Origin of the sequence: Mycolicibacterium aichiense (assembly GCF_010726245.1) — a bacterium.
In the GTDB taxonomy this organism is placed as follows: domain Bacteria; phylum Actinomycetota; class Actinomycetes; order Mycobacteriales; family Mycobacteriaceae; genus Mycobacterium; species Mycobacterium aichiense.
The window spans coordinates 2,745,910-2,766,147 of the sequence record NZ_AP022561.1; the positions used below are offsets into that span (position 1 = coordinate 2,745,910).

20 protein-coding genes are annotated in these 20,238 nt (G+C 65.7%); 10 read left to right on the top strand and 10 right to left on the bottom strand.

Annotated features, from left to right (window positions below):
* Positions 1–2 precede the first annotated feature (2 nt).
* On the bottom strand, positions 3–989 hold the full coding sequence (locus G6N32_RS13275; protein WP_115319989.1) for a Dabb family protein: 987 nt from the start codon (positions 987–989) through the stop codon (positions 3–5).
* Positions 990–1,090: 101 nt separating this feature from the next.
* On the opposite strand from G6N32_RS13275, the gene G6N32_RS13280 reads away from it, so the two are divergent.
* Positions 1,091–2,302, top strand: a complete 1,212-nt coding sequence (locus G6N32_RS13280; protein WP_115319990.1) for an NADH:flavin oxidoreductase — start codon at positions 1,091–1,093, stop codon at positions 2,300–2,302.
* Here G6N32_RS13280 and G6N32_RS13285 read toward each other — a convergent pair.
* The 6 genes from G6N32_RS13285 to G6N32_RS13310 form a co-directional block, all read right to left on the bottom strand.
* On the bottom strand, positions 2,279–3,202 hold the full coding sequence (locus G6N32_RS13285) for a LipP1 family hormone-sensitive lipase (RefSeq protein WP_115319991.1): 924 nt from the start codon (positions 3,200–3,202) through the stop codon (positions 2,279–2,281). The two genes, G6N32_RS13280 and G6N32_RS13285, sit on opposite strands and share 24 nt — an antisense overlap.
* The gene (locus G6N32_RS13290; RefSeq protein WP_115319992.1) at positions 3,199–4,044 is read right to left on the bottom strand and encodes an IclR family transcriptional regulator; all 846 of its coding nucleotides are present in this window, start codon (positions 4,042–4,044) and stop codon (positions 3,199–3,201) included. The genes G6N32_RS13285 and G6N32_RS13290 overlap by 4 nt, the downstream gene beginning before the upstream one ends.
* Before the next feature lie 636 nt (positions 4,045–4,680).
* A complete protein-coding gene (locus tag G6N32_RS13295; RefSeq protein WP_115319994.1) occupies positions 4,681–6,150 on the bottom strand; it encodes an FAD-dependent oxidoreductase in 1,470 nt (489 codons plus the stop codon).
* Entirely contained in the window at positions 6,147–7,055 is a 909-nt protein-coding gene (gene bphC / locus G6N32_RS13300; RefSeq protein ID WP_115319995.1) for a biphenyl-2,3-diol 1,2-dioxygenase, read from the bottom strand. The genes G6N32_RS13295 and bphC (G6N32_RS13300) overlap by 4 nt, the downstream gene beginning before the upstream one ends.
* 11 nt (positions 7,056–7,066) lie before the next feature.
* Positions 7,067–8,248, bottom strand: coding sequence for an acyl-CoA dehydrogenase family protein (locus G6N32_RS13305; RefSeq protein WP_115321148.1), 1,182 nt, complete (start codon positions 8,246–8,248; stop codon positions 7,067–7,069).
* Between the two features lie 101 nt (positions 8,249–8,349).
* The gene (locus tag G6N32_RS13310) at positions 8,350–8,709 is read right to left on the bottom strand and encodes a 2Fe-2S iron-sulfur cluster-binding protein (protein ID WP_115321149.1); all 360 of its coding nucleotides are present in this window, start codon (positions 8,707–8,709) and stop codon (positions 8,350–8,352) included.
* A 104-nt stretch (positions 8,710–8,813) separates the two neighbouring features.
* On the opposite strand from G6N32_RS13310, the gene G6N32_RS13315 reads away from it, so the two are divergent.
* From G6N32_RS13315 to G6N32_RS13350, 8 genes are all read left to right on the top strand, one after another.
* Entirely contained in the window at positions 8,814–10,427 is a 1,614-nt protein-coding gene (locus G6N32_RS13315; protein WP_232077628.1) for a flavin-containing monooxygenase, read from the top strand.
* Positions 10,428–11,231 (top strand): mycofactocin-coupled SDR family oxidoreductase, encoded by an 804-nt coding sequence (locus G6N32_RS13320; RefSeq protein WP_115319996.1) that lies wholly within the window; start codon positions 10,428–10,430, stop codon positions 11,229–11,231.
* On the top strand, positions 11,228–12,061 hold the full coding sequence (locus G6N32_RS13325) for a mycofactocin-coupled SDR family oxidoreductase (RefSeq protein WP_115319997.1): 834 nt from the start codon (positions 11,228–11,230) through the stop codon (positions 12,059–12,061). Before G6N32_RS13320 ends, G6N32_RS13325 begins: the two co-directional genes overlap by 4 nt.
* A 17-nt stretch (positions 12,062–12,078) precedes the next feature.
* Entirely contained in the window at positions 12,079–12,873 is a 795-nt protein-coding gene (locus tag G6N32_RS13330) for an SDR family NAD(P)-dependent oxidoreductase (protein ID WP_115321151.1), read from the top strand.
* 2 nt (positions 12,874–12,875) lie between these two features.
* Entirely contained in the window at positions 12,876–13,721 is an 846-nt protein-coding gene (locus G6N32_RS13335; RefSeq protein ID WP_115319998.1) for an LLM class F420-dependent oxidoreductase, read from the top strand.
* Positions 13,721–14,239 carry a nuclear transport factor 2 family protein gene (locus G6N32_RS13340; protein WP_115321152.1) on the top strand — a complete coding sequence of 173 codons (519 nt, stop codon included), beginning with the start codon at positions 13,721–13,723 and terminating at the stop codon, positions 14,237–14,239. The genes G6N32_RS13335 and G6N32_RS13340 overlap by 1 nt, the downstream gene beginning before the upstream one ends.
* Before the next feature lie 104 nt (positions 14,240–14,343).
* Positions 14,344–15,198 (top strand): enoyl-CoA hydratase, encoded by an 855-nt coding sequence (locus tag G6N32_RS13345; RefSeq protein ID WP_115319999.1) that lies wholly within the window; start codon positions 14,344–14,346, stop codon positions 15,196–15,198.
* A gap of 85 nt (positions 15,199–15,283) precedes the next feature.
* Positions 15,284–16,567 carry an HNH endonuclease signature motif containing protein gene (locus tag G6N32_RS13350; RefSeq protein WP_115320000.1) on the top strand — a complete coding sequence of 428 codons (1,284 nt, stop codon included), beginning with the start codon at positions 15,284–15,286 and terminating at the stop codon, positions 16,565–16,567.
* On the opposite strand, the gene G6N32_RS13355 is transcribed toward G6N32_RS13350, so the two are convergent.
* The gene (locus tag G6N32_RS13355; RefSeq protein ID WP_115320001.1) at positions 16,564–17,181 is read right to left on the bottom strand and encodes a TetR/AcrR family transcriptional regulator; all 618 of its coding nucleotides are present in this window, start codon (positions 17,179–17,181) and stop codon (positions 16,564–16,566) included. The genes G6N32_RS13350 and G6N32_RS13355 overlap by 4 nt on opposite strands.
* A gap of 263 nt (positions 17,182–17,444) precedes the next feature.
* Between G6N32_RS13355 and G6N32_RS13360 the strand changes: the two genes are divergently transcribed.
* On the top strand, positions 17,445–17,834 hold the full coding sequence (locus tag G6N32_RS13360) for a HicB family toxin-antitoxin system (protein WP_115320002.1): 390 nt from the start codon (positions 17,445–17,447) through the stop codon (positions 17,832–17,834).
* Between the two features lie 28 nt (positions 17,835–17,862).
* On the opposite strand, the gene G6N32_RS13365 is transcribed toward G6N32_RS13360, so the two are convergent.
* On the bottom strand, positions 17,863–19,320 hold the full coding sequence (locus tag G6N32_RS13365) for an FAD-dependent oxidoreductase (RefSeq protein WP_115320003.1): 1,458 nt from the start codon (positions 19,318–19,320) through the stop codon (positions 17,863–17,865).
* A 1-nt stretch (position 19,321) separates the two neighbouring features.
* Positions 19,322–20,230: a biphenyl-2,3-diol 1,2-dioxygenase gene (bphC, locus tag G6N32_RS13370; protein ID WP_115320004.1), complete on the bottom strand. Its 909-nt coding sequence runs from the start codon at positions 20,228–20,230 to the stop codon at positions 19,322–19,324.
* Positions 20,231–20,238: the final 8 nt, after the last annotated feature.

Sequence of the window (20,238 nt, forward strand, 5' to 3'; positions counted from 1 at the left end):
TTTCAGCTCAGAACGGGCCCATCCGTTCGGCAGAAGCTGTGACACACGCGGTCTCGGATGATCATGTCGGTCGTCTCCGGATCGAACCAGCGATCCACCACGGCCCAGTGGACGGGGTGCATCAGGTAGGGCCCCATCAACCCGTCGACATCGGTGAACTCCTGCTCGAAGACGTGAGTCCAGCCCGTGTTCCCGATCGCGTTGTCGACGCGGCTCAATTGCCATGCCCGGATTGTCGACACGTATGTGGGCATCATCGCCAGTTCGTGTTCGAATGCGCTGACCCGGTCCGCGGGGACCTCCGGCGGCACCCGCAGTAGCAACGCTCGGTACACCGTGCCGGCGCCCCGATGCAGAGGAGTTCCCCGGTACGTCACGCCGTTGACGTTGGTGATCGCCGGATCGCGAAGCGCATCGTCGAAATCGCTTCGGGCCCAGGCATTCAGGTCCGGAAACCGAAGGTGCACCAGGATGTCGCCACCGTTGCGTGATCCCGCTTCCGTCGGTTCGAGCAGTGCCCGCATCGGTCCGCCGGCATCGGCTGCCGTCCGCAATGCACTCAGTACCCGTGGGCGCTCGGACTCGACAACGTCCAACAGTCGGGTGACACCCACCGCCGGACTACCCGCGCGGGGATCGGGCATCGGGGCTGAGTTCTCGGTGCGATCGATGTCCTGGCTGCGCGTCGCGACGCTGCGGCTGCGCTCGACCACGAGCTCTGAAATGCCGTCCCACCAGCGGGCGACCGTCGGATCGGGGCGACCCTGCCAGGTCATCTGCCACCAGGCCTGCGGGCTGGGCAACGACCAGGTGATCGTGACGACGTTGGGGCGGTCGTCGAACAGGATCGGTGGACTCACCAACACATCGCGCAACTCCATGCCGCGATCCCGGGCGCCGGGGGCGTAGCCGGACAGGTAGGAGTCGATGAACGTCTGTCCGCAACCCGGGGCGGTGACCACGCGGTCGACGATGAACACCTCGGCCATGGTCGCGACGCTACGGTCCGCGGCCGCGGTGGTCCGCGGCGGCTCCCGGCCAACGGGAAACCACCGTTGACCGCACGTGGTGCCGGGGCGATCGTGATGCGATGAGCGATGTGTTCAGCCCGGCGCGCCTTGGACCGGTAACCTTGCGCAACCGAGTGATCAAGGCCGCGACATCCGAGGGACGCTCGCCATCCGGTGCGGTCACCGATGACTTGATCGCGTTTCACCTGGCCTTCGCCGAGGGCGGTGTCGGCATGACGACGGTAGCCTACTGCTGCGTGTCGCCCCAGGGTGCCAGCGCGCCGGGTCAGATCGTGATGAGCAAGGTGGCGGTGGCGGGTCTGCGCACGCTGACCGACGCCGTGCATGGAGCCGGGGCAGCGATATCGGCGCAACTCGGGCATGCCGGAGTGGTGGCGCCGCGCAAGCTCACCGGTGTCACGGCGCTCGCTCCGAGTCGATTCGTCAATCCGACATCGTTGGCGTATTGCCGCGCCATCACCGTCGAGGAAATCCGCACCGTCATCAAGCAGTTCGGTCTCGCCGCTCAGGTGGCAATCGATGCCGGATTCGACGCGGTCGAACTGCATTTCGGTCATCTTTATCTGCCGAGCTCCTTTCTCAGCCCGCTCATCAATCGGCGAAAAGATCCCTACGGCGGCAACATCGACAACCGCTCGCGGCTGGTCCGCGAGATCGCCCAGCACGTCCGTCAGGTGGCGGGCGATCAGATCGCGGTGATCGCCAAGCTGGACATGGACGACGGTCTGCCCGGCAGCATCTGGATCGACGAGGCACTACGGACCGCACAGCTTCTCGACTCGGACGCCACCTTGGATGCATTGGAATTGACCCAGGGCTCGTCGGTGTACAAGCCGATGTACCTGTTCCGCGGAGATGTGCCGGTCAAGGAGTTCGCCGGGGTGATGCCGCCCGCGCTGCGTCCGGCTGTTCGGCTGTTCGGTAAGCGGACGATGGGTGTGTATCCGTACCAGGACCTGTACATGCTGGATGCCGCGCGCCAATTCGTGCCGCTCATGCGCAATACCAAGCTGATCCTGCTGGGCGGCATCACCGAGCGCGAGCACCTGGAGACCGGGCTGGCCGAGGGGTTTGACTTCTTCGCGATGGGCCGGGCGCTGCTGCGCGAACCTGGCCGCGTCAATTCCATGATGTCGCAACCTGATTCGCGTAGCCGATGTAACCACAACAACAAGTGCATGGTGACGGTCTTCGGCCGGACGCACTGCGTGCTCGACCCGGTGCAGCGCTACGGTGCGGCAGTGCCGTCAGCGTCCGAGCAGCTCACCTAACGATCGGGCCGCATCCCGCCGGGCCTGCTGGGCCAGGTCGAGCATCGGCATCGTCATGAAACCGTGGATGCCGCCCTCGAATGAGCACCGCATGGTCGGCGTGCCCGCCGCGGCAAGGGCATCCGCGTAGGCGATCCCTTCGTCGTGCAGCGGATCGTGGCCGGCCAGCACGACGACGGCAGGGGGTAGACCGGTCAGATCCGCCTGCAGTGGCGAGGCGTACGGATGCTGCCGGTCCTCGACCGCGGGCACGTACTGATCCCAGTACCACTGCAGTGCCGGCCGCGGGTTATAGTAGCCGCGGCCGTACCGCCGGTAGGAGTCGGTGTCGAAATCGGCAGCGATCACGGGATACAGCAGCAACTGTGCGCCGATGGGCGGGCCGCCGCGGTCGCGGGCCATCACCGCGGTGACGGCGGCGAGGTTGCCACCCGCGCTGTCCCCGCCGACCGCAAGCCTGGTGGCATCGCCGCCGAGTTCGGCGGCGTGCGCCGCCGCCCAGTGTGTGACCGCAAAGACGTCTTCGGCCGCGGTGGGCCACCGATGTTCCGGGGCCAGCCGATAGCCGACCGAAACCACCACGGCGGAAATCGAATTCGCGAGGTTGCGGCATAAGCCGTCGTGACTGTCGAGGTCGCAGAACACAAACCCGCCACCGTGGGCGTAGACGAGTATCGGCAACGGGCTGCCGGACTCGGGCCGGTAGACCCGGACTCCGACGCTGCCGTCGGCGACGTCGACGCGGTGTTCGGCTACCTGGAAAACCGGTTCGGGGTTCGGGTTCGGGACGAAGCGGGAGCGGATCGCCGCTCGGGCCTCGGCACCGGTCATCGTATGCACCGGCGGGAAGCCGGAGTCGAGGGTGTCGATCAGGCCGGCGATCTGCGGATCGAGTGTCACGCGGGCTGCAGGCGTCCGATGGTGCGAGGCGTGGGGCCGGCGCGCAGTGGACGAAGCGGCTGCAGCGTCGGAGCGACTCGGTCCGGTCCGCCTTCGGCGCTGCGCCAGATAGCCATGGCCGTCATTCGTACCGGTGCCACCAGTCGGTTGTCGAAGGCCATTCGATTCATCGGTCCGCACACCGAGACCGCTGCCACCGCGTGACCGTCCGGGCCGATGGGTGCGGCCACGCAGCCGAAGCCGGGCAGCGACTCCTCGCGTTCGAAGGCCACTCCGTGCGCACGGACCTTCGCCATCTCGGCGGCCAGCTGCGGAGCGGTGGCGATCGAAAACCGGGTCTTGCGCCCGGACAGGTCGACGTCGGTGATGTCCTTGTCGGCGAGGATGGCTTTACCGATCGCCGTGCAGTGGGCCGGCTGACGCCCGCCGACCCGGGTCGGGATCGCCGCTCCCATCTGTTCGCCGATCTTCTCCAGGTAGACCACGTCGGAGCCGTCCAGGACCGCCAGGTGCACGACCAGCCCGGTTGCCCGGTGCAGGTCGCGCAGTAGCGGGATGGCGGCCCGATGGATGCGGTCTTGATGCAGTGCCAACGATCCCAGCTCGACCAGCCGCATCCCGAGCTCGTAGTCGCGGCCGTCGCGGCGCAGCCACCGCAGTGCGACCAGACGCTCGAGCATGCGGTGCGCCGACGATCGGGGCAGGCCGGTGCGGCGCACGATCTGTGCCAGCGTCAGCCGGCCCGGCCCGTCGAATGAATCCAGGACCAGTGAGATCCGGTCGATGACGGCGCTCGGCGTCTCACTCGACTTCTCGACAGCCTTCTCGACAGCCATGGTCATGGGGGCCTCCTTGCTACCACTGCATGCCAACCCGGCATATGACTATTAGTCATATAGTTGTAGCACGGTGGTGTGGGCGCTGTCACACCAACACGCGGACCTCATCCGGCCGGTGCTCGACGCTCGCGCCCCTGCCGCATCAGCCGAGCGGCGGCATGGAACCCCAGGGACCGTAAGGTCCGTTCTGGTGACCGGCGCCTGCACTGGAATCGGGCACAGCGAAGCCGGCAACGCCGGCAGGCCCCAGGCAGCGGGATGACGAGACCGCCTCGCTGCATGGATCCACACTTGCGTTTGCTACCGGTCCGGCCATCAGCCCGGCGGTCAGGCCGGCGGCTGCGATGGCTACCGAGAGTCCCAGTGATTTGATGTGCATCATGCATTCCCTTCTGTCGGGGAGAATCGAAAGCCGCCGTATCGACATGCCACAACTGTTGCGGCGCAAGGTGTGTCAACTATTGATGAACGTAATCGGCGGTGCGACAGTGGTTGTCGCGTCGAGTTCGTCCTAACTCCGTTGTACCCACGCCCTGGTGCCCGGGCCACCTTGTGAGAACGATTCATACGGGACGCATATTCGGCCATGCCGATAGCGGCCGTCAGCGGCAGTGCGGCACAAGCCGGGTGGTCGAGCCGTCAGGCGGTGGCGGCGGAACGACCGGCGCGGCGGCCGTAGAAGCTGCCGTCGCCGAGTGAGACACCGCTGGCGTAACCCCACGCCGCAAGCCCCGCGGTGCAGCGTCCCGCCGCGAACAGCCCGGGTATCGGGTGTCCGCTGACGTGAAGTACTGCGCCGTCCAATGAGGTCATCAGTCCGCCGAGCGTGAAACCACCGCAGCTGGCCCGCAAGTCGATCGCGCCGACCGGAGTCCCGACGGGCTTGATCCACTCCGGCTTCTTGTGCAGCAATGGATCCTCCCCGCGTGCGGCCGCCTCGTTATAGGCGCCGATCGTCGCTTGCAGGGAGCCGACCGGGAGACCGATCTCCGCTTCGAGCTCGGCGACCGTGTCACACACCCACGTCGCGGGCCGTTTGAGGAACGGAGTGGCCGATGTTGCCGCCATCGCGTCCTCTTGGGCGTCGCCGTCGATGATCAGGTAGGCGGTGTCCTCCTGCCGATACAGCGTCAGCTGGCCGATCCGGCCGGAGTACATGTCCTCGGGGACATACCGCTGGCCGAGCCCGTTGACGAGAACACCGCGCACGGTCTGTTGCGGATCGATGAGGAACGCCACCTCGGTGGCGTCCATGTGTGCGAGGTCAGCGCCGAGTGCCTGCGCCATCCGGATCGCGCGGCCGTCGTGCTGTTCGATGGAGGCGGCCGGCCGTCCCGCGATGGCCGGGGCGAACTGCTTGACCATCGACTCGCTGTAGGCGAAGCTGCCCGCGGCCAGCATGACTCCGCGCCGCGCGCGCACTCGCACCGTCTCGCCGTATTGTCGCGCCACCACGCCCGCCACCCGGCCATCGGATTCGACGACCAGCGTCTGCACCCGCACGTCGTAGACAGCTCGGACGCCGAGTGCTGTAGCGGTTTCGACCAATGGCTTCATCAACATGAAACCGCCGCTCTTCTCGCCGGCGACTTTTCCGGTCATCTGCGGGATGTGGCCACGCGGAGCGGGTTCGGCGATCCTGTTGAACGGGTAGGCGTTCTCCCCGCCGGTGAACATCAGGCCCTGGTCGCCGGGCGGCTCCCAGCCGGGCTCGCCCCAGAACTCCGGCTTGAACGGCACACCGCAGTCCGTCAGCCAGTCGAAGTGCTCCAGGCTGCCGTCGCAGTAGTCCGCGATGCGGGTTTCATCGGCGCCGGGCCCCATGGCGACATTGAGGAATGCCGCCATATTGGACGGCGAATCGGTGAAACCGCAGGCCTTTTGGATCGGTGTGCCGCCGCCCAGGTAGATGAACCCGCCGGCCATCGCCGCGGCGCCGCCCCAGGATCCGGTGCGCTCCAGCACCAGCACATCGGCACCCGCACGCGCCGATTCGACCGCTGCCGCCGCACCGGCGATGCCGTAGCCGACGATGACCACGTCGGCCTCGTGGTCCCAGTGGTCGATCGACGATGCAGGGACCGGGCTGACGTCATCTTCGACGGTCATGGACGCATGGCCGCCGGAAGGTCGGATACCCACTGATGCCCCCAGTAGCTGTCTGCGGTGATTTCCTCTGCGGTGTAGTACATTTCGTCGACGCGCATCCCTTCGGTGCCGAATTCGATGTCCCAATCGCCGGGCGCGCGCACGTAGAACGACACCATCTTGTCGTTGGTATGCCGACCCAGGGTCGACGATAGTGCAAAGCCCGCGGCGTTGACCCGATCTAGCGCCTGACCCACTGCGTCGAGCGAGTCGACTTCGACCATCAGGTGGATCAGGCCCGGATCGCGAACCGTTTGTGCGGGACAGATCGCCAAACTGTGGTGCCGTTGGTTGACACCCATGAACCGCACCCGGATCGGCCCGAACTCGGGCGGCGCGGGGACCCGGAATGCGCCACGGGACGTGAACCCCAGGACCTCGGTGTAGAAGGCGAATGCTCCGTCGACGTCGAGCGCGGGCAACACGATGTGGCCCAGTCCCTGATTGCCGGTGACGAAACGCGCGCCGAACGGGGTCACGACAGGGGAGTGGTCGAGGACCGCGCCGTGGAAGACCTCCAGCGAGGTTCCGGCGGGATCGTCGAAGGCGATCACTTCCTCGACACGCCTGCTGTCTGCTTCATCCGGTAACAGTTGTTTGAAGGAGATACCGGCAGTGTCGAGTGCGGCCTTGACCTGCTCCAGGTCGGTGTGGTCGCGCACCTCCCATCCGACCGTGACGATTCTGTCCACATCACCGGGCACGACGATGATGCGTGCGGCTCGTTCGTCCATCCGTAGGTACAGCGCTGACGCATCGGAACCCGTGCCCTGGGCGAAGCCGAGGACACCGAATGCGAAGTGGCGCCAGCGTTCGATATCGGAGGCGGCAACGGTGACGTAGCCCAGGCCTTTGATGAGACTCATGCTTCTCCGACTCAGATCATCGCTCGCAGCGGACCCTGCGGGTCCACGCCCAGCGAGCTCAGAGCCGACGCGTGGTAGACCGTTCCGGGAACATGGATCGCGTGCGCCTGCCCGACATGCACATCCCGCCAATACCGTTGCAGCGGTTTGTCCATCCGCGCGGCATTGCCGCCGCACCGCGCGAAGATCTCGTCGACCGCTGATACCGCGCGCCACACAGCGCGGACCTGGGTACGGCGGCCCGCCGCCCGGTCCTCGAAGGACACCTCCTTGCCGGCGTCGACCAAGTCGTAGATGCGATCGGCGTTGGCCAGCAATTCCTGTCGGGCGGCGTTGATGTCGGCGGCAGCTTCGCCGATGGCGTACATGACGTAGGGGTCGTCCTTGACTGCGACGCCACTGGCGTTCACGCGCTCACGCTGGTAGTCCAGCGCGGCGGCCAGGGCGCCCTCGGCGATCCCGATGGTCGCTGCGCTGATCCCCAGCGGGAACATCGTCGACCACGGCATCAGGTAGAGCGTGTCGGTCATTCCGGCTTCGCGCTGCGCGGTGCCGTCCATCACCTTCGTCGCATCCATCGTGCGATAGGACGGCACGAACGCCTCTTTGACGATGACATCCTTGGAGCCGGTGCCGCGCAGTCCGACGACATTCCAGGAATCCTCGACGATCTCGTAGTCCCGGCGGGGCAGGACCATGTGCAGCATCTGCGGCGGCATCAGAGGTTTGCCCTCGGCGTCACCGAGCATCGCGCCGAGGAAGATCCAGTCGCAGTGGTCGGTGCCAGAGCTGAATTGCCATCTGCCGGTGAAGATGTAACCGCCGTCGACGGGCGTTGCGACGCCCTGAGGAGCGTAGGGCGACGCGACCCAGGTGTCGATGTCATCGGCCCACACCTCGGCGGCGACCTTGGGATCGGCATACGCCAGCTGATAGGGATGCACACCGACCACGCCGTTGATCCAGCCGGCGGCCGGGTCGAGCGTGGCCGTGGCCATCACGGTCTCGGCGAACTCGCGAGGATGGACCTCCAACCCGCCGTGTGTCTTCGGCTGGAGCAGGCGGATATTGCCTGCCGATTTCATCAGCTTGACGGTCTCGTCGGTAAGCATGCCGATCTTCTCGGCCTCGGTTCCCTGCTCTCGCAGTCGATCGGCAACCTGGTGCACCCGGTCGATTACCCGCTCACTCATCATGTGGTCCTATCGTCGCTGGCTGACACTGATCGTGGACCGCAAGTGGTGCACCCGCCGCGGTGCTTCCCGGTCAGCGGAAAGCTGTTGTGGCCGTGCCCTCAGAACTCGATGTGCAGGTCGTCGGACACCGGCCTGGCCTGGCAACCCAGGATCAGGCCCTCGGCGAGGTCGTCGGGCTCGAGAATCTCGCAGCTGGCCATGTGCACCTCACCGCGTACGGCAGTCGCCACGCATGACCCGCAGTGGCCTTCACGGCAGGAGTGGGGGGCCGCGATTCCGGCTGAGATCAAGGTGTCGACGAGTGTGGCGTCCCGGGGCCACCGCAGATGGTGACTGGTTCCGTCCAGATCGACCCGGACGGTCGCGGTGTCGGCATTGCCGAAAGTGGTTGCCGCTGAGCTGGTGTCATCTCCAAGGAGGTCACCGGGCAATTCGCTGCGGTTGTCGACGTCTGACATGGGCATCGATTCTGCGGCCCGATGGCCGGGACGCGGCGTCTCTGCGTCCGGTCACCGGGAGACCGCCCCGGTGCGAGAGCGCGGACCGCCTACCGTTTCGGCGTGTGAGCACTGGATCGAAGTCCGATGTCGATGTCGTCGTGGTGGGGGCCGGGTTCGCCGGCCTGTATGCCTTGCACAGGTTCCGCTCGCAGGGGCTGTCGGTGCGGGTGTTCGAGGGCGCACCTGATGTCGGCGGCACCTGGTACTTCAACCGCTATCCAGGCGCTCGCTGTGATGTCGAAAGCGTGGACTACTGCTATTCGTTCTCCGACGAGTTGCAGCAGGAGTGGACGTGGACCGAGAAGTACGCCACGCAGTCCGAGATCCTGGCGTACATCAATTGGGTGGCCGACAAGCTGGACCTGCGCCGGGACATCACCTTCAACACTCGCGTGGTGGGCGCGGTGCTCGACGAGCAGACGGTGCGCTGGACGGTGAGCACCGACGCAGGGGAGAGCGTCGTGGCGAGATTCGTGGTGATGGCAACAGGCCCCCTGTCAGCCTCCATCACACCGAAGTTCCCAGGGCTGGACAGCTTCCGAGGCGAGATCTACCACACAGCGCATTGGCCCCATGAGGGCGTCGACTTCACCGGCAAGCGCGTCGCCGTGATCGGTACTGGGTCTTCGGGAGTTCAATCCATCCCGATCATCGCCGAACAAGCCCAGCAGTTGTACGTGTTCCAGCGCACACCGAACTACAGCGTCCCGGCAGGCAACCGGCCGTTGACGGCCGAGGAAATCGCCGACATCAAAGCCAACTACGCCGAGCGACGACGGGTATCGTGGCGCAGCGGCGGCGGGTCACCGCATGTCGCGCATCCGAAGCTGACCATGGACGCCACCCCCGAGGAACGGCGGGCCGCTTTCGAAACGCGCTGGGAACTGGGGGGCGTCTTGTTCTCCAAGACCTTCGCCGATCAGATGGTGTCCCTGGACGCAAACGAGGAAGCCCGCAAGTTCTACGAGGAGAAGATCCGCTCCGTCATCGACGATCCCGATCTGGCCGATTTGCTGATCCCCGACGACCATCCGATCGGCACCAAGCGAATCTGCACCGACTCCAATTACTTCCAGACGTTCAATCGGCCCAACGTGACGCTGGTCAGCGTGAAGAAGACTCCTATCGAGTCGATCGACGAAACCGGAATCACCACCGCTGAAACGCACTTCGACATCGATGCACTGGTTTTGGCTACCGGGTTCGACGCCATGACCGGCTCTCTGGCCAAGATCGACATCGTGGGTCGCGCCGGTCAACGGCTGGTGCAGGACTGGGCCGACGGGCCGCGCACGTATCTGGGATTGGGCACCGACGGGTTCCCCAATCTGTTTCTGGTGTCCGGCCCCGGGGCGCCGGCAGTGCTGGCCAACATGGTGCTGCATGCCGAGGCCCACGTGAACTGGATTTCCGATGCCATCTCATACCTCGACGAAAACGGTTACGCCGGAATCGAACCGACCGCCGACGCGGTGGACTCCTGGATCGCGGAATGCGCGCAACGCGCCGAGGCGACACTGTTCACCAAGGCCAACTCCTGGTACCTGGGCGCGAACGTGCCCGGCAAACCACGCCAATTCATGTTGTTCATCGGCGGCTTCGGCACCTACCTCGACATCTGCAACGAGGTGGCCGGCGCCGGGTACACGGGCTTCGATCTGCTCAAGGCGCCGTGAATGTCAGGCCTATCGGGGAAGGTCGTCCTGGTCACCGGGGCGGGTCGCGGCACGGGTCGCGTGCACTGTGAGCGGTTCGCCGACGAGGGTGCCGACGTCATCATGCTCGACCACAGCGACGCCGCCGATGATCTACGTGCGACCGCACTGCGGGTGGAACAGCGGGGCCGGCGCGCCGTCCTCGGGACGGCCGACGTCGCCGACCTTGCCGCAGTCACCGCCGCGGTCGATGCAGGGGTCGAGCGCCTCGGCCGCCTCGACGTGATCGTCGCCAACGCCGGCATCCACAGTCCCGGCGCCCCGGCGTGGCAGATCACTGCTCAGGACTGGCAGCGCACTATCGACGTCAATCTCACCGGGGTATGGCACACCGTCCGAGCGGGTGTGCCGCATGTCGGGTCCGAGGGCGGCTCCGTCGTGATCATCAGCTCCACCAACGGCTTACGCGGCACCGCCGGGACCGCCCACTACACCGCCAGTAAGCATGCTGTCGTCGGCCTGGCCCGCACACTGGCCAATGAGCTGGGTCCGCGAAACATTCGGGTCAATACCGTGCACCCCGGCGCCGTCGCCACACCGATGGTGCGAAATCCGGCGACGTACCGGCGGTTACGGCCGGATCTCGACGACCCCACCGAGGCTGACGCCGCCGAGGTGCTCACTGCGCGGAACCTGCTTCCGGTGCCGTGGGTCGAGCCCGTCGACGTGGCCAACGCCGTCGTCTTCCTCGCCTCGGACCATGCCCGCTACATCACCGGCACTCAGCTCGTCGTCGACGCGGGCCTGACCCAGAAGACGACATGACGGGACGGCTGGCGGGTAAGACCGCATTCATCACCGGGGCGGCGCGCGGAATCGGCCGCGCACAAGCGGTGCGGTTCGCCCAGGAGGGCGCGGCGATCGTCGGCGTCGACCTGTGCGGACCTGTCGAGTCGGTGCAGGTGCCGGCGAGCACGCGGGACGATCTCGACGAGACGGCCCGGCTGGTCGAGAACCTTGGCGGCCGTATCGTGACCGAGACCGTCGACGTACGCGATGTTGACGCGTTACGAGTGGCGGCCGGCCGGGGCGCCGACCGTTTCGGTGGTCTCGATATCGTCTGTGCCACAGCGGGAATCACCTCACGCGCCCCCGCCGTCGACATGGCCGAGTCCATGTGGCGGACTATGCTCGACGTCAATCTCACCGGCGTGTGGAACACCTGCACCGCCACGACGCCACATCTGATCCCCCGTGGGGCAGGTTCCATCGTGTTGGTGAGTTCAATCGCCGGGCTGCGGGGCCTCGTCGGCGTCGCTCACTACACGGCCGCCAAACATGGTGTCGTCGGCCTGATGCGAAGTCTGGCGATTGACCTGGCGCCGTTCGGCATTCGGGTCAACTGTGTGCACCCCACGAACGTCGATACGCCGATGATCCAGAACGATGTCGTCAGCAGTGCGTTTAGACCCGACTTGGGCCGGCCTCCGAGCCGACAAGAATTCGCCGAGGCCGCCACCAGGATGAACATGCTGCCGGTGCCGTGGGTCGACCCGGTGGACGTGGCCAATGCCAGTCTTTTCCTGGCCTCAGACGAGGCGCGATACATCACCTCGGTCAGCCTGCCGGTGGATGCGGGTGCGACTCAACGATGAACAACGAAGGAAACACCATGCTCGATGTGACCAAGTACGGGCCGTGGGCTGTCATCGCCGGCGGCTCGGAAGGCGTGGGTGCCGAATTCGCGCGCATGCTGGCCGAGACCGGTTTCAATCTGGTGCTGATCGCGCGGAAACCGGGACCGCTGGAGGAAACAGCGCAACGCTGCCGCACCCACAGTGTCGAGGTGAGAACCGTCGCTGCCGATCTTCTGGATCCCGGAGCGGTCATGCACATCGCGGATCAGACCGCCGACATCGAGGTGGGTCTGCTGATCTACAACGCGGGCGCCAGCACGTGCAACGAGCTGTTCCTCGACACCGATTTGAGCGAATTCCAGAGGGTCATCGACCTCAATGTCACCAGGATGCTCGAGATGGTGCAGCACTACGGACGCCAGATGGCGGACCGTGGGCGCGGCGGCATCATGGTCGTCGGCTCGTTGTCCGGCTACATGGGAGCCTGGCGACACACCGTCTATGCCGGTGCCAAAGCGTTCTCCCGGGTCTTCGCCGAAAGCCTGTGGCTGGAACTGCGGGAGCGCAACGTCGATGTCGTCGAACTGGTGCTGGGTGTGACCCGGACCCCGGCGATGGAACGCGTGGGACTGAACTTCGACGCCCCGGGGATCCTGGTCAACGAACCCGCCGAGGTCGCCGCCGAAGGCCTCGCACATCTGGGTGATGGGCCGGTGTGGATTGCCGGGGGCAATGCGGAGACGGCCATCAGGAACAGCGTGCCGGACCGGGCAGCGGTGGTGCTGGAGTCCCATGAGGCGATCAAGGCGCTGATCGCAGGGGCGCACTGACTGTGCGGCTGGGGTTGTCAACTCCGGTCGTCGCGCAGGTCCCGGGGTCAGCGGCCGAGTGGGAGAGTAGGGCCGACATCTCCGATCTGGCCTTGATCGCCCGTGCTGCAGACGATTTGGGCTTCGACTACTTGACGTGTTCTGAACACGTGGCGATTCCCGCCGCCGATGCGGCCAGCCGCGGTGCGATGTATTGGGACCCGTTGGCGACCTTGGGATACCTCGCCGCGCTCACCGCTCGCATCCGGTTGGCAACCTCGGTGCTGGTGCTCGGTTACCACCATCCCCTGGCGATCGCCAAACGCTACGGCACTCTCGACCAGGTCAGTGGGGGACGGCTCGTGCTTGGAGTGGGAATCGGCTCGCTGACAGAGGAATTCGCGCTGCTTGGGGCCACTTGGGAACAGCGGGCCGAACGGGCCGACGATGCTCTTCGCGCGCTCCGGGCGTCGTTGTCCACAGCAACTCCGCGCCATCACGGTCCCTACTATGAGTTCAAGGATCTCAGGCTGCTACCACATGCCCAACAAGACCGGGTGCCGATATGGGTCGGCGGACGTAGTCGGGCCTCACTTCATCGGGCGGTGACACTGGCCGACGGCTGGATGCCATTCGGATTGACAGTCAAGGAGATTCGAAACCTGGTCGCCGAGGTCGACTTACCGGCTCACTTCGACATGGTGCTTTCCGCCCATCTGGATCCGCAACGCGATCCGGCGGCCACTGCCGCACAACTGGAAATGCTGCGAGACGCGGGTGCCACCGCAGTCACCTGTACCGTGCGCGCCGACAGCTCGCAGCACTACTGCGACCAACTCGCCGTGCTTCACGACCTGAAGGGGCGGTGATGGCCGACCTCGACATCCTGGCGCGACTGCAACGCCTCGAGGATCAGCAGGACATTGCGACTCTCATCGCCTCATACGGCCCAGCGGTCGATGCCGGCGACGCGCACAGCGCTGCGGGGTTGTGGACGCATGACGGCCGCTATGACGTGGAAGGGTGGCAGATGTCGGGCCGCCAGGGCGTCTACGACATGGTCGCCTCGGATTCTCACCAGGAGTTGGTGGCGAAGGGGTGCTGCCACTTCTTGGGGCCGGCGGTGGTGACGGTCGACGGAGACCGGGCCGTGGCTGTGTGCGAATCACTGGTGCTTGTGCGCCGCCAAGGTCACGAGGACTTGGACCACACCGATCAGTACTGTGTCTGGCGGGCGACTGCAAACCACTTCGCACTGGATCGGGTGGATGGGCGATGGCAGATCACCACTCGCGTCAGTCGCGTCCTCGACGGTGACCGTCTTGCACACGCGCTTCTCGGTGCCGGCTTGGCCGGTGACCCTGCGCCCCTCGATGGGCGCGGGTGATCGGATGTGATCCGGTCGATTCCCAGTCACCGGCACATCGCGTGCACTGTGGCGACCACTGCGATGCAGATTGGAGGTACACACAGTGACGCGAAGGAGTTGGCATGGCTGCAGACGATGACGATGTGGTGACCTACGAAGTCGTCGGCGGAACGGCGGTGGTCACGATGAATCGGCCGCGGTACCGCAATGCGCAGAACTCCGTCATGACCTACGCACTCGATGCGGCGTTCCAACGGGCCGTCTCCGACGACGATGTGCGCGTGATCGTCTTGGCCGGCAACGGAGATCATTTCAGCGCAGGCCACGACATCGGCACACCAGACCGCGACCACCATGTGTCCTACGAGAACAAGGCCGCGCTCTGGTGGGATCACGTCGACAAAGAGGGCGGCGACATGCGCTACGCCCGCGAGGTCGAGGTGTATCTGGGCATGTGCCGGCGGTGGCGCGAGATCCCGAAACCCACGATCGCGATGGTGCACGGGGCGTGCATTGCCGGCGGACTCATGCTGGCCTGGGTGTGCGACCTGATCGTCGCCTCCGAGGACGCCTTCTTCTGTGATCCTGTGGTGCGAATGGGCATTCCCGGGGTCGAATACTTCGCGCACCCATGGATTCTGGGGTCCCGCTTCGCCAAAGAGATGCTGTTCACCGGGGACAAGTTCGGTGCGCAGCGCGCCTACGAGATCGGGATGGTCAGTCGAGTCGTGCCGAAGGCTGAACTCCGCGACGCGACGCTTGCGCTCGCGGAGCGCATCGCGACAATGCCGAGATTTGGTCTCGCGCTGACCAAGCGGGCGGTCAACCAGTGCGAAGACCAGATGGGACTGCGCAACGGTATGGATGCCGTGTTCGGGCTGCATCACTTCGCGCATGCGCACAATGTGGAGGTGGGCCAGGATTCGCTCGGTGGGCTGGATGCCAAGACGATGGCCGCACCTCGTAAACGTCCGTAGCCCAGAGCTTTCCACAGATACGCGTTCGTCCACAGCCGCGGCTGGAACGTTCAGAATTGTCGGTGACCCGACGTAGTATTCGAACATGGGTTCGATCACCGCGGCGCTGGATGCACTCGACGCCGCGGTCGAGATGCTGGGAGCAGCCGACATCGACGAGTTGCCCGTGCCGCAACGCTTTACGGCTCTGGAACGACTCGAGACTGCGGTGCGTCGCCAGGTCGCGGTATCCCATGAGCAGATCACCCATCTCGTGCGGTACGAGGGCTGCCCGCCGATCGCAAACGTGTTGGCTGACGTGTTGCGGATCAGCCGAACTGCGGCCAAGCGCCGACTGCGTGACGCCGAACAACTGACCCCGCGCACCACGTTGACCGGCGACCCACTGGCGGCACTGCTGCCCGAAACCGGCAGGGCCTGGGCGGCGGGTGAGCTGGACGGCGAGCATCTGCGGGTCATCCAGAAGTTCTTCCGCGATCTGCCCGATCACGTCGGCCCGGTCGAGGTGGACGACGCGGAACGCGCCCTGGCACAGCACGCCCGGACGATGCGCCCCGATCAGCTGGAGAAGGTCGCGGACCGGTTGGCCGTACACCTGAACCCCGACGGCAAGTTCTCCGAGGAGGACCGGGCGCGCAAGCGGGGCTTCCAATGGTGCGGGGGCCAGCGGCCGGACGGGATGAGCGTTGGAAAGCTGGTCGCCGATCCGGTGCTGCGGGCACAACTGGATGCGCTGTTCGCCAAAGTCGCCGCCCCGGGACCCGACGATGTGCGCAATCATGCCCAGCGGCAACACGACGCATTGGCCGACGTGGTCGGTAGCTGTCTCGGAGATCCGAAACTGGGACAGCACAACGGACTTCCGGTGACCATGATAGTGACGACGACCTTGCAGGACCTGCAACGGCGTGCCGGGCACGCGGTCACCGCCGGCGGGACGCTGATCCCCGTCACGGACCTCATCAAAGCAGCAACGCCGTCGTACAACTACTTGGCGGTGTTCGATGGAGTCACCGGAAAGTCGCTCTGGCTGGGGCGCAGCAAGAGGCTGGCGTCGGCAGATCAGCGAATCATGTTGTTGGCCAAGTATCGTGGCTGTAGTGCGCCAGGCTGCACCGTCAACGGTTACAACAGCCAGGTCCACCATGCCGCCAAGGACTGGAAGCACGGCGGCAACACCGACGTCGACGACATGACGCTGGCGTGCAAATGCGACAACCTGTTGGTCGAAAACGACGGCTGGAGCACCCGCCAACTTCCGAACGGTCGGACGGAGTGGCACCCGCCGCCGGACGTACCCCTACGCGGCGGCACCAACGACTATCACCACCCGGAACGCCTGCTGGCCAAAGACGACGAGAAAGACTAACTCGGAGCTGTCGGGGACGCTTCGCTCTGCATTGCGCGGATGGCCGGATCAATCCACAGCCGGAGGAGTTCGCGAAGTTCTGTGGAATCAGCCGGCGGCGTGATGATCAACGACTGCAGGGTCCGAAGAGAGATGTGCAGAACGTTGTCCACGGCACCTGGTGGCAGGGCAGACCAGTCGATGTCGAGCCCGATGAGCATCGCGCGGCCCTGGATTCGGGCGTTCGAGTTCTCGCGCAACACGATTTCAGCGAGCGCGGTCGCGCGTTGCGCTCGCACCATCAGCCCTACCAGAGGATCGCCCGGGAGTCGCTCGAGGGCGAGCGCAATCCCTTCGACCACGGCATCGGCGGGATCGGTGATACCGCGCAGAGACGCCTGTATTCCCTCGATGAAGCTTGTGGACGCCTCCGCCCCGACCGCCGCCATGAGCTGGTCGATATTGGCGAAGTAGTGATAGATCGTCTGGCGGGTCACTCCCAGGACTCGGGCGACGTCCGCGATGGTCGTGCGCTCACCGAACTGTTCAATCGCGCTGCGCGCGGCCGTGAGGATGCGGGCGATCGCGTCGTCGTCTGATGCCGGAACGTCGCCTCCCCAGCCGCGAGTCCGCATACCGTCTCCTGACGCATCAATCGGCCGAAACCGCCGTTCGCCGGAACGCTACCGTACCCGAATTGCACAGATCATACGAATGATGTTCACTGTGTATGACCGGGACACCGTTCAGTCCGAGGCATCAGGGGAGGTCCGTGATGTCCGCACGACGTGGACTGTTTACCGGCGAGCTTCAAATATTCTCTGCCACAAACCATTTGACGGTCTCTACTGGAGCGGTCGGGCTCTTTCCACAAGGGTGGCGACCAGATTGAAGACTGATGCGCGTATATAAAATTGAGATCGTTCGTGACGGTCGCTGGTGGATGATCCGCATTCCTGAAGTCCACGGTGCCACCCAGGTGCATCGACTCAAAGAAGCCGAGGCGATGGCCCGTGAATACGTCGCGCTCCATCTGAATGTGCCTCTCTATGAAATCAGCATCGAGATCACCAGCATCCGTATGAAGCGACCCGAGTTTCGTGAGATCGGGGCGATGGCAGAGAAGATTCGTGACCTCCGCGAGCAAGCCCGCCGGCTCGAGCGGGAATCGGTGGCCAGTGCCCGTGAGTTCGCCCACTGGCTCATCGCCAATGGGGTGCCTGTTCGCGATATCGCCGAGCTCCTCGACGTCTCCTCACAACGAGTGAGCCAACTGACGAAGGACTAGTGATCGCCGATGGTTCGGCGACCGATGGCTACCCGCGGGCAGCGGAGCGTCCGGCCCGGCGGCCGTAGAAACTGCCGTCTCCCAACGAGATGCCGCTGGCATACCCCCACGCCGCGAGGCCGGCGGTGCAGCGTCCCGCCGCGTACAGACCGGGGATCGGCTCGCCACTGACGTGCAACACGTGCGCGTCGAGGTTGGTGCGCAACCCACCCAGCGGGAACCCGCCGGTCGCATGCCGCAGATCGAGGGCGCCGACCGGGCTGCCAATCGGCCGCAGCCAGCGCGCCTTCTTGTGCAATAGCGGATCCTCGCCGTGAGCGGCGGCAGCGTTGTAGCGCGCCACCGTGTCCTGCAGGCTGCCAAACGGCAAGCCGAGCTCCGCCTCGAGTTCCGCGACGGTCTCGCATACCCACTTGGGCTTGCGCAGAATCAGTTTCGGTGTCTGCGATGCCACAGCCTCGTCGTGAGCGTCGCCGTCGAGGATGAGATATGCCGTGTCGTCTTGGTGATAGAGCGTGAGCTGACCGGCACGGCCGGGATAGGTGTCTTCGGCGACGTAGCGCTGCCCGCGCGCATTGACCAGGATGCCGCGCACCAACTGCTGCGGATCGACCAGGAACGCGACCTCGGTCGCATCAACATGGGCCAGGTCCGCGCCGAGCGCCTGTGCCATCCGGATGCCTTGCCCGTCATGCTGTTCCACCGCGGACACCGGCCTCCCGGCGATCCGCGGCGTGAAGCGGGCCATCATCGACTCGTTGTAGGCGAAGCTGCCGGTGCCCAGGACCACGCCGCGCCGGGCCCGGATGGTGACCTCGGTGCCATACTGGCGTGCGGTGATCCCGCTGACGCGGCCGTCGGACTCGACCACGAGAGCCTGCACGCGGACGTCGTAGAGCGCGCGGACACCCAGGTCCGTCGCTCTCTGCACCAACGGCTTCATCAACATGAAGCCGGCGCTGGCCTGACCCTGCTTCTTGTTCTGCATCTGCGGGACATGTCCGCGCGGCGCAGGCTCGGCGATGGTGTTGAAGGGGTAGGCGTCCTCGCCGCCGCTGTACATCAGCCCTTGGTCGCCCAGCGGTTCCCACCCGGGCTCACCGAAGAACTCCGGTTTGAACGGCACCCCGCAGGCCACCAGCCACTCGAAGTGGGCGACACTGCCCTCGCAGTAGTCGGCGATGCGCTCCCGGTCGGCACCCGGTCCCATGGCGGCATCCAGGAATGCCGCCATGTTCTCGGCGGAATCATCGAACCCACACGCCTTTTGAAGTGCGGTGCCGCCGCCCATGTAGATGAACCCGCCGGCCAGCGCGGCAGCCCCACCCCAGGCGCCGGCTCGTTCGAGCACCAGGACATCAGCACCGGCACCGGCAGCCTCGACCGCCGCGGCCGCTCCGGCGACACCGTAGCCGGCGACAACCACGTCGGCTTCGTGGTCCCACGTCGCCACCGAGGCTGCCGGAACCGGGCGGACGCCGGTCATGTCAGGGCCGCATGGCGGCGGGCAGGTCGCCGACCCACTTGTGACCCCAGTAGCTGTCCGCCGTGATTTCCTCAGCGGTGTAATGGTTTTCGTCGATCCGCACGCCGCCGGTGCCGAATTCGATATCCCAGTCGCCGGGAGCGCGGACGTAGAACGACACCATCTTGTCATTGGTGTGCCGACCGAGTGTGGACGACAGCTGGAACTCCTGCGCGGCGATGCGGTCCAGCGCCTCTCCGACCGCGTCGAGGGTGTCGACCTCCACCATCATGTGAATCAAGCCGGGATCGCGCCGGTGCATCGCCGGGGCGATCGCCAAGCTGTGATGGCGTTCGTTGATGCCGAGGAAGCGGATCCGGATCGGCCCGAACTCCTTGGGCAACGGCACCCGGTATGCACCGCGGGACACGAAGCCCAGGACCTGGGTGTAGAAGTCGAACAGGCCGGGTGCGTCGAGCGCCGGCAGCACGACGTGGCCCAATCCTTGGTCGCCGGTGACGAATCGGGCGCCGAACGGGGTCACCACCGGGCTGTGATCCAGCACCGCGCCGTGGAAGACCTCCAGGTGGGTGCCCGCCGGGTCGTCGAACGCCACGACCTCCTCGACTCGCCGGTCGTCCGCCTCGGACTGCGACAGCTGTGTGTAGGCGACCCCCGCGCGCTCGAGCAGCTCTTTCACCTGTGCCAGCGCGGCGTGATCGCGGACCTCCCAGCCGACCGTCGCGATCCGATCACCGTCGCCGGGCACCACGATGATCCGCGCCGCCCGTTCGTCCATACGCAGGTACAGCGCGGACGGATCGGGTCCCTTGCCTTCGGCGAATCCCAGTACGCCGAAGGCGAATTGGCGCCACCGATCGATGTCAGCGGTGTGAATCGTGACGTAGCCGAGGCTCTTCAGGAGGCTCACGGGTGCGC

What these genes read in the sequence shown, in the direction of transcription:
- G6N32_RS13275 (WP_115319989.1), bottom strand. Translation starts at nt 989, where the DNA reads ATGGCCGAGGTGTTCATCGTCGACCGCGTGGTCACCGCCCCGGGTTGC.
- G6N32_RS13280 (WP_115319990.1), top strand. Translation starts at nt 1,091, where the DNA reads ATGAGCGATGTGTTCAGCCCGGCGCGCCTTGGACCGGTAACCTTGCGC.
- G6N32_RS13290 (WP_115319992.1), bottom strand. Translation starts at nt 4,044, where the DNA reads ATGACCATGGCTGTCGAGAAGGCTGTCGAGAAGTCGAGTGAGACGCCG.
- G6N32_RS13295 (WP_115319994.1), bottom strand. Translation starts at nt 6,150, where the DNA reads ATGACCGTCGAAGATGACGTCAGCCCGGTCCCTGCATCGTCGATCGAC.
- bphC (WP_115319995.1), bottom strand. Translation starts at nt 7,055, where the DNA reads ATGAGTCTCATCAAAGGCCTGGGCTACGTCACCGTTGCCGCCTCCGAT.
- G6N32_RS13305 (WP_115321148.1), bottom strand. Translation starts at nt 8,248, where the DNA reads ATGAGTGAGCGGGTAATCGACCGGGTGCACCAGGTTGCCGATCGACTG.
- G6N32_RS13310 (WP_115321149.1), bottom strand. Translation starts at nt 8,709, where the DNA reads ATGTCAGACGTCGACAACCGCAGCGAATTGCCCGGTGACCTCCTTGGA.
- G6N32_RS13320 (WP_115319996.1), top strand. Translation starts at nt 10,428, where the DNA reads ATGTCAGGCCTATCGGGGAAGGTCGTCCTGGTCACCGGGGCGGGTCGC.
- G6N32_RS13325 (WP_115319997.1), top strand. Translation starts at nt 11,228, where the DNA reads ATGACGGGACGGCTGGCGGGTAAGACCGCATTCATCACCGGGGCGGCG.
- G6N32_RS13330 (WP_115321151.1), top strand. Translation starts at nt 12,079, where the DNA reads ATGCTCGATGTGACCAAGTACGGGCCGTGGGCTGTCATCGCCGGCGGC.
- G6N32_RS13340 (WP_115321152.1), top strand. Translation starts at nt 13,721, where the DNA reads ATGGCCGACCTCGACATCCTGGCGCGACTGCAACGCCTCGAGGATCAG.
- G6N32_RS13345 (WP_115319999.1), top strand. Translation starts at nt 14,344, where the DNA reads ATGGCTGCAGACGATGACGATGTGGTGACCTACGAAGTCGTCGGCGGA.
- G6N32_RS13350 (WP_115320000.1), top strand. Translation starts at nt 15,284, where the DNA reads ATGGGTTCGATCACCGCGGCGCTGGATGCACTCGACGCCGCGGTCGAG.
- G6N32_RS13355 (WP_115320001.1), bottom strand. Translation starts at nt 17,181, where the DNA reads ATGCGGACTCGCGGCTGGGGAGGCGACGTTCCGGCATCAGACGACGAC.
- G6N32_RS13360 (WP_115320002.1), top strand. Translation starts at nt 17,445, where the DNA reads ATGCGCGTATATAAAATTGAGATCGTTCGTGACGGTCGCTGGTGGATG.
- G6N32_RS13365 (WP_115320003.1), bottom strand. Translation starts at nt 19,320, where the DNA reads ATGACCGGCGTCCGCCCGGTTCCGGCAGCCTCGGTGGCGACGTGGGAC.